A 17,035-nucleotide genomic window follows, 5' to 3' on the forward strand; every position below is an offset into this window, starting at 1 on the left:
GTTCATCAACATATGATAAATCAACCGATCACTTTATTTGGAAAGGAGGAGTTGCTGATGAAAAAGGGAAAAAACAAAAAATCGTGGTGGCGGCCGTTTTTGGCAGCACCTATATTATTTTTTCTTGCCCCTATTTCCATCGGCTTATATCTTACTCACCCCTTCCCGGCCAGAACGACGAAAAACCCGAAGGATTACGGGCTTGACTTCGAAGAAATTGAATTTTTTAGCCGAAAAGATCAATTAAAGCTATCTGGTTGGTGGATTGCTGCCTCTTCCAAGCCAAGCAATAAGGTGGTTATAACCGCCCACGGTTATACCAATGAACGTGCCATGGAAGGAATCGAAGGACTGCAGCTCGCCAAAGTACTATCGGAACAAGGCTATAATGTACTGATGTTTGATTTTCGCAATGCGGGTCAATCAAAGGGAAGAACCACTGGGTTTGGTTTTTTTGAAAAGCATGATTTATTTTCCGCGATTGATTATGCGATTCAGAAAAAAAATCAGGAAAAGATTGCGCTTCTTGGCTGGAGTATGGGTGCTTCGACTGCGCTTATTGCCGGCTGTGAGCATCCTAATGTGTCCGTCATTATTGCTGACAGTCCATTCAGTGATTTAGAAGACTTCTTAAAAGAAAATCTTTCTTTTTGGTCCAAATTACCAAAACGCCCCTTTACACCGATTATTTACCATTCCATGCGGAAACTCCACAAAATTGACCCCAATGAAGTTTCACCTATTTATAGCGTAAGTAACAGTAAAGGGAAATCCTTCTTACTGATCCATAGCATAGGTGATGAAGCCATACCTTTTACTGAGAGTGAAAAAATATTTCGAGCCATCTCTCCAGGGAGCCCTAAAGAATTTTGGCTGACTGAAAATGGGGAGCATATTAATTCGTATCTTTTAAATAAAGATGAATACCAGCAGCGTGTCCTTCAGTTTCTCGATCAATATTTTCAGTAATGGCTGTTCACTCGATTCATTGCTTACGATAAACTGCTCTTCATTAAATGATTGCAGTATTTCTATATCTTCATTGTCTTCAAATCAATGATTCTTTTTAGGTATTCATATTCTTTTTGCTCGAGAATATCAATTTCCTTGTTTGTTGCCTGAAGAATCTGCTCGCGGCACTTGGCAATTCTTTGGATCATTGGATAGATTGTTAAGCTGGAAAGATTCACAAAGTCATATAAATCATTTAAGGATGCCGGCAGTTTGTACCCTTTACTGCTGCTGGCAATCAGCAGCCCGCTGTCACGCAGCTTGGAGACAATACTTGAGCGAAAATAGTGCTGGCTAATGTTGACATCTCTAATCGCATTCAAATTATCCAATATCTCCTGGGTATAGACGTATTCCAGGGGATTTTCTTTAAGGTTGAACAACAGGAACTTGAGAAAATCCATCCGGAGCTTTTCTTCATCTTCTTCACTCTTTTGGTGTTTCTCCATATACTTGAAGGCAAGATTGACAGCTTGTTGAATAATGACGGCATCGTATCGGGAGTCTTGCTGATCAAATTTGTAATCGAATAGAAAGTTTTTATAATCAAGTGGAAATAAATTGATGGCGGCAATTTTCGGTTTGATGATTTTGAAAAATGACCGGTAATGGTCGGAGAGTTGGGTCGTATCGTACCCTTTTGCGAGAATCACCGCAATAAGATTCGCCAACTGGATCAAACGTTCGGACTGAACTTGGTTAAATCCAAAGGTTGAATAATTGAATAAATCCGGAATGGACCTCGCCGTGATGTAATTTTTAAATTCTCGCAAAAAAGGTTTTCTTTCCTGATGGTCCACCACCAGATCCAATTGTTCAAATGACTGACGTAAGTCATCAAATACTAAGCGTTTTAAATACTTGATAAATGGTGTTTGATGCATAATTCCGCTATTTTCCCTGATCTTTCGTTTGTCAATGACATACGCATACACGCTAAACGGCAATGCTTTCAAATCATTTAATAATGGGATGAATTGCGCATCATCCTGTTTGGTTCTATCTTGAAGAATATAAGAGGATTTTTCGAATATCCTTTCCAGTTCATGCTCTAACATGTCTTTGTTGCTATCTTTCACATGGATGGAAACGATCATAAAATGGCTGGAAACATCATTTTTATCAAAATCAAAACGGTAATCACCAAATTCATCTATAAAAGCATATTGAATATCTTCCATTTTCTCCACCCCGCCCAAAAATAAGATTCTACCTTTTTATACAATTTCTACAAAATTTTATAGAAACCTTTTATTTTTTCGGATGAGGCTTTTTCTTTCCCGGCATTTTCCCCTTCTTCAATACCAGACATTCTCTCACTTATCAATACGATTTTCTTCTGTACAAAAGGGTGTCCTCTAAAAAGCGACACCCCGATGAATCTATTGGTTTCAATTATACGTGAGAGGGTCGTTTACATTACCCCTTTTTTCCCTTTCAGTCTAAAATATCATTTCTCATTTTAGTATGACATTTAATGCCAAGGCAGCTTTCGGCCACCCATTATAAAAGGCCATATGTGTAACTAACGCAATGATTTCCTTCTCAGTCATTCCATTCCTTTTCGCCAACTCCAGATGGAATGGCAATTGCTCCGTATTGCCGATGCTTATTAGTGCTGAAAGTGTAGCTACGCTTCTTTCTTTTGCTGTTAAAACCGGATCTCTCCATACTTTTTCAAATAATATGTTCTCACTGTATTCAACAAATTCGGGAGCCATTTCTTTCATTTTTGGAGGGATATTGGATTCAATCCGCGCATTCATGGTTCGATTTCCTCCTTTGCTATAATCATTTGTGCGATCCCTTGACCAAATGACCAGTTATCCACAGGTGTCTCATTTAAGGTAATAAAAATACAAGCGGAGGAGATGTTTAATTCTTCCGACATAGCTTGGGCAATGGATTGATACAACTTGGTTTTTTGGTCGATTGTCCTCCACGGCCCACAGGTGATCGACACATGGATCATGTGATCAGTCCGCATTTTTTCGGCTTCTAACAGATAATGAGGATCATAGAAAAATTGATGAGGCGGATAGGGAATATACATTTAAAAATAATCTTTTTCTGGAATTAAGAAATGTTCCATTAAGGAACGATGAACCCTTTGGCTCACCTTTTCTAATACGTCCTTCTTCGCAAGACCTTCTGGATAATAAACATGAACTAATGGCAAATCCTGTCACTCCTTCCGTATGATTTTATTTTAATGGCCAAATCTTGATTTGTATAATTGAAAAATACTATTATAATTATCAAAAAAGCCGATGAAGATGAGGTGCCAAATGGATATAAAAGAATTGATCACATTTAAAACGATTGTTGAAACAGGGACTTTTTCCCATGCTGCAAAACGTTTAAACTATGCTCAGTCCACTATCACAACACATATTAAAAAGCTAGAAAAAGATCTTGGTTTTCTTCTTTTTGAAAGAGGATGGGATGCTCGTTTAACGGATGAAGGGAAATTATTTGCGGAGGAAGTTGAGCAGTTGTTGATGCATTGGGATTATTCCATCACGCAGGCACAGCGGATCAGCAAAGAAGAAAAAGGTATATTACGAATTGGTCTATTAGAATCAGTTGCCCCCAAATTGATCCAGGCAATTTTAGACTTTTTAAACGAACAAAAGCCTTACCTCCACTGTGATTTCGTCATCGGAAACACAGCCCTTTTATCCAGAATGATCGATCAAAATCAGCTCGATTTTGCCGTGTGCGGGGAAAATATAAATTATTCGAACCTAAAGTTTACTCCGCTATGTAACCAGCAAATTGAATTTTTCGTCAACAATCCGGATCATCCCTTGTTACAAAAAGAAGAGACAGACGTATTCGAGTTCATTGAATATCCTATTTTAATAGGAGAAAACAGCTGTATTTCTTATCGATCCGTGAATGCTTTTTTATCAGAAAATAACCTATCTTTTAAAAGAATCTATCATTGCAGTGCTTTGCATCTGATTCCGCAATTAGTGACAGGGGATGCAATTGGGATCATCCCTAAGGGCACTGATTTACAGAAATGTTCGATTCCTTTTAAAGTGAAAGGATTTGATCCCGAAATTATGATTGGTCTATTAATTTCTAAGAATAAAAGAAACTATTTAAGTCATACAAAACAGGAATTGATGAACTTGGTTGAAACTATATGCATCGAATAAAAATACTCGCGCGGCGCAGCGGCTCATGTTTTGAATAACATAACTTGGAAAATTAAACTTAATACCAGACCAAAGAACACCACAAAAAAGAGTTTTAATTCTGTTGCATAAAAAAGAAAAGCCTTGATTGGATTATTTTCATTCATCCTTCAAGACTTTCCTTTGAATCTACTTTTTAAGAAATTTTTGAAAAGGAAGAAGCTTTGATAGATATTGGATTTGCATTGTTCCACCAAACAACTTCTAAATGTGGAAAATTTTTAGAGATAAAAATGGCTTGTTCTACATCACTTTCCACATAGCGTAAACATCCAATTTCTACTGCCTTTCTTCCTTTCCACATTGCTGTCGATAATGCTGTAGGATTCATTTTTCCATTGTCCCGAAAATATACAGGATGAAAAACGTTGTTTCGATTTAACCAAACATGGGTTCTTTCTTTGTCCTCGATGGGTCTACCTGTAATGATAACATCGTGTTCTCTCAATATAGGCCGATTTGAAGAGATCGGGTATTCATCACGCATTAATAGAGCTTGTTCGGTATTTTTCAGATAATACTCTTTAGGAACATCAGCTAAAAATATACCGTCCATATCCCAACCCGTGAATTCGTATTCATGATCAAGTAATGGTTTATCCGAAGTGAAAGTGGACTTTGGATTAAACTTTTCTTTTTCCCAAGGAACTACAAATCGTTCTTCAGGGTCATTCGTACTAAAACAAAAGAATTCGGGTATGGAGGCAGAATACGTGTCTTTATAAACCACGAATGACTGTACTTCGAATCCTCGTTCTTCTATAAATTGACGACTCTCAATTAGCGTTTTTCCAGAACCTGCCATATCCTCGCATAACAACGTTTTTCCAATCGGTGGAGCTGAACCAATCCAACTGATTTTAGATGCTTGTTTTTTACTATCTCTCTCATAGTTCAGATAATAAATTGGAATCCCTGTTCTTACTGATAAATGAATACCTGGGAAAGTTCCTCCTCTTACAATCACCACAAGGGAAGAAAATTTTTGTTTCCGAACATCCTCAATCATCGCATCAATTCTAAATGCAATATCGTCATAACTTAAATAGGTAAACATGCACCTTGCTCCTTACTATGAATCACTTTAATTGAACTCACTGGTTATAAGCTTTGATATGGGAAGAGTGATAATAAACGTAGTCCATTCCTCGTCACTTGTCACTTTAATCTTTCCTTTGTAAGACTCCACAATTTTCTTAGCACTGGCTAATCCAATTCCACTTCCCCCGTTATTTTTTCCGGTTGTAAAGCCAAAGTCGAAAATATGAGACAGATGTTCAGGCTCGATCCGAGGACCATTATTGTATATTTTAAACACTACATTTTCTTTATTAATATTTCCCCTTAAAATGACTTTCCGATTGGTTTCTTCATTTTCCATTACTGCGATAAAAGCATTGCTTAAAATATTTCCGATAATACGAACAATCTCTGTTAGTTTCATTGTATCAAAGTTGATAGTTTCCAGATTTTCAAAATGATGAGAAAATTGAATGTCTCGGTCCAGTGCTTTTGCAATTTTTGTTTTCAATAATCCGCTAAATACTGGAATATTAATAGAAACGTCTTCATTGATGGATATCTGTACTTTGGTTAGGTTTGAAATATATTTTTCCATCTCTTGATACTGTTTCATATAAAGCAAACCTTGTAACGTTGAAAAATGATGTTTAATATCATGTCGCTGTTCCTGTATGGTTTTATACAACTGTTGAATGTTATCAGAATACACGCTTTGAACCTTCACTAATATCACACTTTGTCTTGTAATATATCTTGATAATAAAATCGTCAATACGATTCCGATAATCGAGGATATAAACGTAAAAAATAATGCTTGACTTTCTTTTTTTGTAAGCGCGTGTCGGATTTCTTTATAGTCAGAAGTAACAATCGCTACCATTTTATTTTTTTGTACATTTCCATCAAAATCTATATTAACAGGCATATATGTTTTTAATATCTGATTCCCTTTAAATAGGAAGACTTTACTTACAGTTGTGTTGGACTCTACTGCTTTTTTTGCATATTTTTTATCATCATAAATTTGATATTTAAGTTTTCCATCCACTAGGATTCGGTTGTGAAAAACCGTTTTATTCAAACTAAGTTCGATTTTTTCCCTTTTGGCTTTTCCTTCTAATTGATTGGAATTCACAACTCCAATTTCAAGTAGCATTGGATCTGCTTTTATTAATTTTTGTATCGTAGCATCTACACCAGCAATCTGATTAAATTTAACTAACGTTGCATCACTGATAAAGGGGTCAATTATATAATTTGTTTTTCCATCATTGTAATAACCATAATTGTACACTTTGTCAGGATGATTGTAAGAAGTATCAGGAGGACCAGCCCAAAAATTAGGTAAGGCTTGCCCGAAATTGTGTTCCAATTTCACATTTTGTTGAACCCATAATTGAGTAAACATACGATTCCAGTTATCTCCCCAATCGTTCGTAGTAGTTCCTACCTCTGCAGGGTCACTGGATTTCGCACATAAAAAGTCATTTTTATCTCCATTTTTGACCATAAGCGTAATATCATCAATGCCTAATTGGTTAGCCAGTTGCTTTAATTGGTCATTGGTTACACCCTCAATTCGAGGTGGCAGTTTAGCTTCTATTGCAAGTGATGCTAATCGTAACGCATCGTTAATCTCTTGACCAAACATATGATTCCCGTTGTTGTTCGTTTCTAGGGATGATTTGATATAGGATACAGTATCCGTAATATCCCTTTCTTGAGAAAGAATTAATTCATCTCTTGTAGATGTGTAATAAAAAAGGTTGCTCATAATTAACACAACCATGATAACAGAAAATGTAGCCACAACTATTTTTTTCATATAATGCCTCTCTGAGATATGTTTTCATATACCCCCAAAAAGAGTATAGCAAGTATTTTCTTTTTCTATATACTTAGAAGAAAGAGGGCATTTACTAAAATAATTCCATCTTTTTAGCTCTGACAGCTAACTCATAAGCACTTAATCTTTTAATATACCATTGCCAACCCAAAACCTTTTTAGATATTTTTTGGAGTTGATTGCTAACGGTTTGTATTTCAACATGCATTGATTTTACTATGTCCTCAATTGAGGAGCCTCTATAAATCAATTCAAGTACCCTTTTATCTTTGTCCGTCAATTTAATCGTGGCAGCATTTAATGTTTCTCTGTAATCACGAACTATAAATTGTATGACGGTTCCAGCCCAATGTTCATATTCACGACCTTCATAGACTTCTCGAACCCTATGAGCAATTTCAGAGACTTCTGTCTTTATAACATAGTTTTTTGCTACCCCAAGTCCCAATGTGCTTCTTACAGTATTTTCATCTAATATAGCGCTCAACATAATGATTTTTGTTTCAGGAATGATCTCTGCTAAAGCGATTGCAATTTTTACGCCCGTTTGGTCTTCACCTTTTATCAAGTTAATGTCCAGAAGCAAAACATCAGGTTTTAGTTCTGTCGCCTTTGTTATTGCCTCTTCTTTTTCACTTGCCCATCCAACAAGTTCAATGTCTTCTTCCTTTTCAAGAAATGTTTTTTCAAGCAAAAAGAACGCTTCATTATCTTCTACTACCATAACGCGAATCTTCATATATCATCCTTCCTTGAAAAAATTTGAATACTCCTATCCATTTACTTTATCGTACAAAAGGACTATTTCGTTTAGTTTTTTCAGTAAATATTTATCTACTAAAACAGAAATTTACTTATAATTATGCTGAAAAAAGTGTTTATTTATAAGAAACAATAGGCCGTGTTGCTCTTTTAAAACGGGGAAATATGGACAATTTTTTTATTAAACGCATGATAAATTACACGCATAAAAGACTTCTTAAAGTCATTTTGTGATTTTTAGAACGACTATCATTTTCTAATTACAAGAAAGCATTCTCTCGTTGTTTACAAAGGCGCTGAAAGGAAATAATTTTGATTCATCAAAAGGCATAATAAAACACATCAACTAATTTTTATACATAATTTTTGAAGTAAAAAAAAGACTCATTAGGTATATAGAACTAGTCAATTTGCATTTTAATCACGGATCATCGTGTCCGCTGCCACTTTCAATGGCCGTGTTTTTTGTTGTTTTAGGAAAATTTTATGGCAGTACTTTTGGGGGATTTATGCGGCAATGTAGAAATGTAACTCCTCCCATGAAGGGAGGAAAATATAAATTATTAGAGTTAGTGTAACCATATTTCATTAGATTTGCTTTACTTTGTAAATAAAAAAGCTGTTTTAGTGAAATGTTAAAACATTTCTATAAATCATAAAATCCATTACATTATCGTGGAATGTAAATTCCCCTCCTGGTGATGGATACTGAGAAGCAACATCATTTGGGAAAGTGAAGTCACCTTTCGTTCCGTCAAATGTGAAAGGTGCGTTTGTGAAAGACCCCTCTTGAACTTTACCCTTGGCGTCGATCATCGTATAGTTAAGAACACCTTTATATTCACTTATAAAATGAAACGTAATTTTATTCAAGTATCCAGCCTCATCTGTTGCTTGCCAAACGTGATTACTGTATTTTTCTTGATTGGTGATAGTTTGAGCAGATGGCTTTGTAGGTGCAGCATCAGATAATTTATTCCCAGCGGTGTTTCCATTGTTACCATTATGAATAGGAGTCTGTGCACCTTTAAAAGTGGGTTGTACGGTCTTATCTAGTGTGTTCTTTTCAGCTCCAGCCCGTGAGTCAAGATCTTCTTTTGGTTGGAGTGCAGGTTGATTTTGGTTTTTCTTTGCATCTACTATAATCTGTTTATCCATATTTGATTTTTCCACTTCTGCTTTTTCAGTTCCACAAGCTGCAAGTAATAAAGTCGAAATAATGCCAACGGATGTAAGCAATTTATTGTTCATTTAACTTCTCCTTTTTTAAACGCAAAATAATATAACTATATTAGTTCAACTTTGTCAAACGTTTAGGAGTTTTTTAAACGACTTTATTTGTGAAACCATATTTATAGTCATTTTGCAGTGGCTTATTTTTATGTTTAAATTCATTACAGAAAAGGTATTTAGTTAATTTATTAAATCATGCACAGTATGGTTTAATAAAAATCAACGATTAAAAGTGTCGCCAAAACAGCTCAGTAATCTAAAATTATATTACCTTTTCAAAACCGGAATCCAAATTTCACTTGTAACAGATGGTGAAGTTAAATCTTGAGTTTTAATCGATAAGATTTCTGGTCCTTCTGCTACTTGATAATTGGAAGATGGAAACCACTCAGAATAAATCCTTCCCCACGTTTCCTGTAGTGTACTAGGGAAAGGCCCGGTTGATTCAAATATCGCCCAAGTTAGGGCAGGAACTTCTAAAGCTGAAAAGTTTTCAGGGCAATTTTGTATGGTTGCCACTCCTATATACTGATCAAGCTCTCCTTTTTCTTCCATACGCCCTTCAGAAAACTTTGTTGATGCTTGAACAATCCCTAGTGGTTCAACATTTGAAAGTTTTTTTAATTGTTCTATTTTTTCCATCGTCAAGGATTTCCACATCGCTGTAATTTCTGGATTTTCCCCTTCAAAAATAATCGGAACTCTTTTCATAATGCCAACTATGTTAAATCCCTCTTTTTGTTCGATTCGGTAATTCATTTCACTTCCTCCTTTAATTGATAATTGGAAGGTCATTGGTGGAAAGGCTTTTAATTGCTGTCCGTTATTCCTTGCTTCTGATGGTGTTACACCATGGAAATTTTGAAAAGCTCTGGTAAAAGAGTCTGGTGAATTGTATCCATATTTAACCGCCATATCAATTATCTTTAAATTCCTATTTGTAAGCTCAAATGCCGCCAAGCTCAATCGTCTACTGCGAATGTATTCTGATAATGTTATACCTGCAAGAAAAGAAAACATTCTTTTAAAATGATATTCGGAACAATGAGCGATTCTTGCCACCACTTTGAAATCTATTTCGTTAGTGAGATTATCCTCAATATACCGCATGGCTTCATTCATGCTTTTTAGCAAATCCATTAAATGACCTCCTTTCATCAATAGAATAACAGGAATTGAATGTGTCAGTCCGACATTCCATGCACCATTTTGTCGGGTTAAAACTAAAGTCTAGAAAAGAGGTTTATCCAACAATCTCCTCTTCAATGGAACTCTCTGTACAATCCTTTTTTTTGAATTTATATCCTATATATAGAATCAAAAACCATATAGGTGCTACAACTAATGCTATTCGCATGTCCTTAATAAAGCCCATTAAGACAATAACAAACACTAAAAATGTTAATGCAAAATAGGTTGAAACTGGATATAGCGGCATTTTAAATGCTAGTTTTTCTATTTCTTTTTTTGCTTTTGATTGTCTGAACTTTAATTGTGTAATCAGGATAATCGTCCAGCTGGTAATAACCGCAACCGTAGCAACAGAAGAAATATACAGAAACACTTTTTCAGGAACTATATAATTCAAAACGACAGCTATTAATAAAAACAATGAAGAGAACAGGATTCCACGTCTCGGACTACCATTCTTGCTGAGCTTTCCGAAATATTTCGGACCGTTATTTTGCAGTGATAAATTGTATAGCATTCTTCCCGAAGCAAATAACCCACTATTAAAAGCAGATAATGCTGCCGTTATGACAACTAAGTTAATGATCTGCGCAGCACCAGGAATTCCAACTTTGTCAAAAATCAACACAAATGGGCTGCCATTCGTGCCTACCTCATTCCAAGGATATAAAATCATCATGACTCCTAATGCGCCAATATAAAAAATTAATATCCTCCAGATGACATTATTGATGGCTAATGGAATGGATTGTTGAGGATTTTTTGCTTCCCCTGCCGTAATTCCAACTAACTCTACCCCGCCAAATGAAAACATCACGAGGACCAATGACATTATAATACCGTTGATTCCATTTGGCATGAATCCACCATGAGTCCAAAGATTGTCAAAACCGATTGGATGTCCTCCGTTCCCGATTCCCAGGAAGATAATTCCTAATCCAAGGAGAATCATTCCGATAATGGCTGCAACTTTAATCAGTGCAAACCAGAATTCAAACTCTCCAAATGCCTTTACATTAGCAAGGTTTATCATTGTAATTACGATAAGTACAGCCAGTGCTGTCAACCAATGTGGGATATTAGGAAACCAGTAATTTACATAAACACCAACTACCGTTATCTCTGCCATGCCAACGACAACCCACATAAACCAATAGGTCCAGCCAGTTAAATAACCTGCAAACGGTCCTAAATATCGATGTGCATATAAACTAAATGAACCCGAAACAGGTTCATCCACTGCCAATTCTCCAAGTGCTCTCATAATGGTAAAAATAACTATGCCTCCGACTAAATATGAGAATAAAATGGATGGACCAGCCATTTGAATGGTTGCACTTGAACCATAGAACAATCCAACTCCAATTGCTCCTCCAAGTGCAATTAACTGGATATGCCTATTGTCTAACCCCCGTCGAAGTCTCTGTTTTTGATTATGATTACTCAAACAATATTCCTCCTAAAATATTATTTTTTAATATTGCAAGTGCCATAAGATAAAAAAAACGCCCTTTTGGATTAACCAAAAGGACGATTCAACTCGTGTTACCACCTTTAATTCATAAGCAACTCATATTGCTTACCTTTGTAAGTACAGTCATCTGACGATACTATAGCACATGATTACGGGTGCTAAGCCGGTGTAGCCTACTAAGGAATCCTATTCAGTACACAGCTCCAAGATGAATTCACAATCGTTCAACATGCACCTCTCATCAACCGGTAACTTTCTGTCTGTTTGCATGATTGCTACTATTTCTTATCATAGCCTTTGTTCTTATACTCCGAAATGTTTTAAACAATTCTTCGTTATGCAGATATTAATTGTTTATTATTCTATCGTTTAATTTATGTTTGTCAATATAAAATGTTTTTCTTCAACACTTCCGGTTTAATACGATTTTCCTTTATTTATGTAATTTAAGAATATAGCCCTTTACATAAGGCAGAGCACAGTGAGAAATTTTTTATTAACATGTATCCATTCTCCTTATCGGCACGTTTTTCCAATAAATCCGTTATTAAGATCCATAAATTCAAATTCATTTTTAATTAATAAAAGAAAGTGTCTGATCTAAAAGTTAATATAAAATAAGTGCATAGAAAGTTGTATATCTTATAGACGGGTATAGAACTATAATGTTTCTTATTGGTATTTTAAAAGGGTTTCATAATTTTATTTTTATGTTTATTTATCTAAGCGGTAGCATCAGGAAAATGCAAATTTACAACGTTAAGCAAATTATCCGGATGCTACCCCTTATTAAATTAAATGGCCTTAAACATAAAGAAAGAGCACATTTTTTTTGCAGAAACGCGCCGATTGTGAAAGATCTTTTTGAAGATAAGCACCCAGTTAGTTTGGTGCATTTTTTCACAAGATGTTCCATTCCTTCGATAATAAGCTATAGGTAACTACGTCTTCGTAATGGTCATAAAGCCATTGTCCATCCCTTTTTATACCCTCTTTAACGAAGCCCAATCTCTCAGGAATCGCAATACTCTTTTGATTACCTAACGCACATTGTATTTCAACTTTATTGATATTTAATTTCCCAAATAAATAGGTTAACAATGCTGTTAGGGACCTCGTAATAATACCCTTACCTTGAGCATCTTCGGACAAAAAATAACCAATATTTGTTGAATTATTTTTCCAATTAATATAGTGAAGTCCAATCATTCCAACTAATTTTCCTTTGTATCTAATTCCTGCATCAAAACCGTTGTTCACCGCGTAATTTCTTATCCAGATAGGAATTATAGGTTCAAAATCTTCAGGTGAATTTCTTTTATCAACCCATAATAACCATTTTCTATGGTAATTACGGTTGGTATCAATTAATTCGTATAATTCATTCTTTTGGTGTTGTTGTAATAATTCGATTAATATTTCTTCGTCGACTTCGAATGAAAACAAAACTATTCCCCCTTACTAATTTCTATTTTTAATTTCACTATAAATATCCAAAATCCCTTCTTCCATTAAACTTCCATTCAACAGATTAAACACCAAAAAAAATGGACTGCTGCTGCAGTCCATAAACTCTTCAATTCTTGCGCCCGATTGTTGAAGATCGTTATTGAAGTAAAGCTTCCTATAGTTAATAAAAAACACTTCGATAATATGTGATTATCGCAGCATACTCTCCAATTTGTTCTTCACTATCACCCATTCTTGGTCAATTACACTGTAAAACACAGAGTGTCTTAAATAACCGTCAGGCATAACCATATGATTCCGAAGCACTCCTTCTTTTTCCGCACCCAGTCGTTCAATGGCCTGCTGAGACCTCACATTTCGACTATCTGTTTTCAACTGAACACGAATTGTCCCAAGAGTCTCAAAGCAGTGTTTCAAAAGAAGATACTTACATTCAGTATTTATTCTAGTTCGCCAAACAGTTGGAGATAGCCATGTCCAACCAATTTCCAAATTACGGTTTGGTATCGATATATTAAGAAAACGAGTGCTTCCTACAATTTTCCCCGAATCCTTATCGGAGATAACAAAAGGAAATTCGTTTCCTTGCTCTCTCGCTTGAAGTGCTTCATTCACAAGATACTTCATATCTTCAATCGATTGAACCTTCATTGGCATGTATGCCCATATATCTGGATTGTTTCCAGCATCAAATAATTCCTGTACGTGATAATCTTCCATAGGTTGTATCTCTACTCTATCACCTAATAGTACCACTGGTGATATCTCCATAATTCTTCTCTCCTTTTTTTCTTTGGTATAATTATATAAACAAACTGTACTGTCTTAAAGTGACAGTTTTTTATTTTTTATAAGTGACAGATAAAAGAGGGAGGTTAAGTGACTTATTTCCCACTTATCTGCCATTTTTCTAAAAAAACAAACATCCTGCTAGACAGCATGCATGTTCAAGAAATGCTCCCTTTAATGAAATAAAGAAAATCCTAAAATTGAGCATAGCTTGTTGAGTGATCTCATCCGATTGTGGAAGAGTAATTTCGAGATATACCCCTAGTGGCGAGCTCTTTATCTAGGGATCCATTGATCTATTGAATTGAATGATTGAATACAGCCTTTATTAATATTGTTTCTTCCATTCAAATACACCTACGATACTAACTATTAAAAATATAAAATAGGTAAAACTAATCGTATAAAGACCTTTGTATGCATATAAACCAACTGATGAAATATTCACTAAAATCCAAAGATACCAATTCTCAAATTTTTTGGTAGCAAACAGCACTTGTGCAACCAAGCTGGTAGCTGCAATAAATGAGTATAGAAAAGGTACACTCGTATCGGTAAATCTATTTAACAGGTAACCCCAACCATAAGATAAAATAGGTGTTATAAAAATTGTTAAAATCCAACCGTCTAATGTGAGTTTTGTCGTTTGACATACTGGCTTCTCTCCGCGATTTCGTAACCAAAACACCCAGCCATAAAAATTTAGCACAAGAAACATACCTTGAATCATCATATCAGCATAGAGTTTTGCATTGTAAAAAATCAGTAATAATAAAGTAATGTTTATAATTCCAAATGGGTAGTTCCATATGTTTTCTTTTGTTGCAAGGTAAACACAGACTAGTCCGAAAAAACTTGCTAATACTTCAATAAAAGTTGAATCTTTATAGTACGCGATTGCTACAAATATGACTAATATGGCATAATTTATTAAATTGTTTTTCAATCCCTTCCCTCATTCCTAATCATAAAAGTAGAAATTGATTCCTCTTAACTTAAAGTATTAAATTGAAATTTAAATAATGCTTTTTAAACTCATCTCGTTAGCCTAAATGAAAACCTTCGTAATCTTTACCCTATATTTCAACATACTTCCTAATTTTTTATAAACGTTCCCCAACAATCTGGCCTTTAACCTAAAGAAAGAGCACAATTCTTTCAGAATCGCGCCCGATTAGAAAATAAACTATTAATCTGGGTAAATCTCTCCTAAATTCATTAAAGTTGTTAGATTATTAGCATCCAGATAGCTTCATCAAAAGGCTTCCCTTTACTTTTTGTAAAACGGATATTGGGACATACGCATATCCTTCCATTAATCTCCTTGCAGTCCTACCATTTGCAGCACGATTTACTCGCCAGTCTGATCCATCCTTTTCAATAGTGGCATCGACAAATAGTCTTCCAGAAGGATGACCAATTCGAACCGTAGATTCTGTATGACTGATTACCTGATTTGGGATAGTTCCAGGAATATTTGCGGCAGCAGCAAGTGCCATTGCTCCACTTACAGCTTGGGCCCTATGAAGGGAACCCATTGAGATATAGCGAGATAAAATATCGATATCCTCAACTTTTACTCTAGTTCCACTACTCGTTATATATTCATCAGGCGAAGCGACCATCGCAATCTTCGGTAGAGCATGCGTACTTGGAGAAACTTGTTCCCTTTCCTCCCCTTTGATAAGCCCGATTTTGATCCCAGTTTCCACACGAATATTTTCTAATGTTTCCAGGAGTACTTTTTATAATCGATTTACCACATTACTATTTTTTATGGTAGTAGACGGATGTTGGTTAAAGGTATTGAGCTCCTCCAGGCTTCTATTGGAGGTTCTAGGACCAAAGCAAAGTACAATTGCGGAAGCAATCCAGCAAACTGTAATAAAGATGAATACCTTCATGTAGCCGTTTCCAGTATAGATTGCACTAATTATAAGTGGTCCAAACATATTAGAGAAACGTCCAATGCCGTAGGTTAACCCTTGACCAAGAGCACGCGTTTCCGTTGGGTATAATTCAGATGTATACGTATACAAGTTGGAAGCATAGGTTCTTTCAATTAAGTTAATCAAGAACCCAAAGGTAATAATGAAAACGGGCTGTAAGGTTACACCGTACAAAAAGACAGCAACAGCAATCAATGCGGAGGAAACAACCACGTTTGTTTTTCTTTCAAGACGGTCTGATATCAACGCTCCAACTAATGCGCCCAATGGAGCTCCTAAGGTGATTAAGGTCGTATACAATAGTGAATCACTCATTTTAAACCCTTGCTTCACGAGCAGAGTGGGAACCCAAGAACCAAACCCATACAAACCAATAGTTTGGAATACCCAAGCAGCCGTTAGCAAGCTAGTCCTCTTTAGATAATGTCCTTTAAACAATTGGCTAATGCTGGCTAACCTAATTTTATCTTTTTTAGTCTGTGGCAAAACAGAAGATGCAGGAGGTATTGTCCCCTTTTCCTTACGTACAGCTTCCTCTATTCTCTGTAAGATCTCTTCAGCCTTATCAAACTGTCCGCGTGCCTCGTACCAACGTGGAATTTCCTCTATACGGCTAATAAAGAATAATGAAAAGATACCAAGTGCCCCCCATATAAATACTGTTCTCCATCCCCAGTTACTCAATGGAATCAGATAACTAGATACCCAACCAGTAACCGGAATTCCGCAGACACCAATTGCCATACCTATTGCTTGAAATTTACCACGAACTTTGGATGGGAAAAACTCACTTAAATACGTATTCGCATTGATGAGCAAGGCTGTAGTTCCCATACCCGTAATAAATCGGATAACACCGAAAGAAACAGGATCCCACGCAATTTTAAAACTATTTTTATATCTTTTATTCAATAAAGTTTCGTTATTGAATTTTACTTGGCCGTTAGAATAGCTACTATTACCAAATACCACTATAACAGCAAAAAGCCTTCTCAATTCCGTAGAAGGCTTTTCGGTGGGTTAATTTTGCCTATTGTTAAACTAATCATTGTTTATTTCAGAATCGGCGATCGTTCAACTA

Annotated in this window: 15 protein-coding genes, 1 pseudogene and 1 other annotated feature; of the genes and pseudogenes, 2 read left to right on the top strand and 14 right to left on the bottom strand. The window is 35.6% G+C overall.

Going from position 1 to position 17,035, the window contains the following annotated elements:
• Positions 1 to 57 precede the first annotated feature (57 nt).
• Entirely contained in the window at positions 58 to 969 is a 912-nt protein-coding gene (locus tag HPT25_RS20905) for an alpha/beta hydrolase (protein WP_173068755.1), read from the top strand.
• A gap of 62 nt (positions 970 to 1,031) precedes the next feature.
• Here the strand turns inward: HPT25_RS20905 and HPT25_RS20910 are convergent, their stop codons facing one another.
• The 3 genes and pseudogenes from HPT25_RS20910 to HPT25_RS20920 all read right to left on the bottom strand — a co-directional run bounded on the left by HPT25_RS20910 (position 1,032) and on the right by HPT25_RS20920 (position 3,190).
• On the bottom strand, positions 1,032 to 2,192 hold the full coding sequence (locus HPT25_RS20910; protein ID WP_173068758.1) for a DUF3800 domain-containing protein: 1,161 nt from the start codon (positions 2,190 to 2,192) through the stop codon (positions 1,032 to 1,034).
• 276 nt (positions 2,193 to 2,468) lie between these two features.
• A complete protein-coding gene (locus tag HPT25_RS20915) occupies positions 2,469 to 2,777 on the bottom strand; it encodes a carboxymuconolactone decarboxylase family protein (RefSeq protein WP_173068761.1) in 309 nt (102 codons plus the stop codon).
• A pseudogene (locus HPT25_RS20920) lies at positions 2,774 to 3,190 on the bottom strand (tautomerase family protein). Before HPT25_RS20920 ends, HPT25_RS20915 begins: the two are co-directional and overlap by 4 nt.
• Positions 3,191 to 3,299: 109 nt before the next feature.
• Between HPT25_RS20920 and HPT25_RS20925 the strand changes: the two are divergent.
• Positions 3,300 to 4,178, top strand: coding sequence for a LysR family transcriptional regulator (locus HPT25_RS20925; RefSeq protein ID WP_173068764.1), 879 nt, complete (start codon positions 3,300 to 3,302; stop codon positions 4,176 to 4,178).
• Between the two features lie 175 nt (positions 4,179 to 4,353).
• Here the strand turns inward: HPT25_RS20925 and HPT25_RS20930 are convergent, their stop codons facing one another.
• The 11 genes from HPT25_RS20930 to HPT25_RS20980 form a co-directional block, all read right to left on the bottom strand.
• Positions 4,354 to 5,274 carry a phosphoribosyltransferase gene (locus HPT25_RS20930; protein WP_173068767.1) on the bottom strand — a complete coding sequence of 307 codons (921 nt, stop codon included), beginning with the start codon at positions 5,272 to 5,274 and terminating at the stop codon, positions 4,354 to 4,356.
• A gap of 27 nt (positions 5,275 to 5,301) precedes the next feature.
• Positions 5,302 to 7,065, bottom strand: a complete 1,764-nt coding sequence (locus HPT25_RS29120) for a sensor histidine kinase (protein WP_173068771.1) — start codon at positions 7,063 to 7,065, stop codon at positions 5,302 to 5,304.
• 94 nt (positions 7,066 to 7,159) lie between these two features.
• Positions 7,160 to 7,825, bottom strand: a complete 666-nt coding sequence (locus HPT25_RS20940; protein WP_173068774.1) for a response regulator transcription factor — start codon at positions 7,823 to 7,825, stop codon at positions 7,160 to 7,162.
• A 647-nt stretch (positions 7,826 to 8,472) separates the two neighbouring features.
• Positions 8,473 to 9,099 carry a hypothetical protein gene (locus HPT25_RS20945; protein WP_173068777.1) on the bottom strand — a complete coding sequence of 209 codons (627 nt, stop codon included), beginning with the start codon at positions 9,097 to 9,099 and terminating at the stop codon, positions 8,473 to 8,475.
• A 249-nt stretch (positions 9,100 to 9,348) separates the two neighbouring features.
• Entirely contained in the window at positions 9,349 to 10,221 is an 873-nt protein-coding gene (locus HPT25_RS20950) for an AraC family transcriptional regulator (RefSeq protein WP_173068780.1), read from the bottom strand.
• 103 nt (positions 10,222 to 10,324) lie between these two features.
• A complete protein-coding gene (locus HPT25_RS20955; protein WP_173068784.1) occupies positions 10,325 to 11,719 on the bottom strand; it encodes an amino acid permease in 1,395 nt (464 codons plus the stop codon).
• 76 nt (positions 11,720 to 11,795) lie between these two features.
• Positions 11,796 to 12,047, bottom strand: a binding site (T-box leader).
• A 599-nt stretch (positions 12,048 to 12,646) separates the two neighbouring features.
• On the bottom strand, positions 12,647 to 13,192 hold the full coding sequence (locus HPT25_RS20960; protein ID WP_173068787.1) for a GNAT family N-acetyltransferase: 546 nt from the start codon (positions 13,190 to 13,192) through the stop codon (positions 12,647 to 12,649).
• 213 nt (positions 13,193 to 13,405) lie between these two features.
• On the bottom strand, positions 13,406 to 13,987 hold the full coding sequence (locus HPT25_RS20965) for a GNAT family N-acetyltransferase (RefSeq protein WP_173068790.1): 582 nt from the start codon (positions 13,985 to 13,987) through the stop codon (positions 13,406 to 13,408).
• A 346-nt stretch (positions 13,988 to 14,333) separates the two neighbouring features.
• On the bottom strand, positions 14,334 to 14,951 hold the full coding sequence (gene pnuC / locus HPT25_RS20970) for a nicotinamide riboside transporter PnuC (protein WP_173068793.1): 618 nt from the start codon (positions 14,949 to 14,951) through the stop codon (positions 14,334 to 14,336).
• A 289-nt stretch (positions 14,952 to 15,240) separates the two neighbouring features.
• Entirely contained in the window at positions 15,241 to 15,741 is a 501-nt protein-coding gene (locus HPT25_RS20975) for a PrpF domain-containing protein (RefSeq protein ID WP_173071345.1), read from the bottom strand.
• Positions 15,742 to 15,750: 9 nt separating this feature from the next.
• On the bottom strand, positions 15,751 to 16,926 hold the full coding sequence (locus HPT25_RS20980) for an MFS transporter (protein ID WP_312857313.1): 1,176 nt from the start codon (positions 16,924 to 16,926) through the stop codon (positions 15,751 to 15,753).
• Positions 16,927 to 17,035: the final 109 nt, after the last annotated feature.

The sequence above is a fragment of the Neobacillus endophyticus genome, from assembly GCF_013248975.1.
Taxonomy (GTDB): Bacteria; Bacillota; Bacilli; order Bacillales; family Cytobacillaceae; genus Neobacillus; species Neobacillus endophyticus.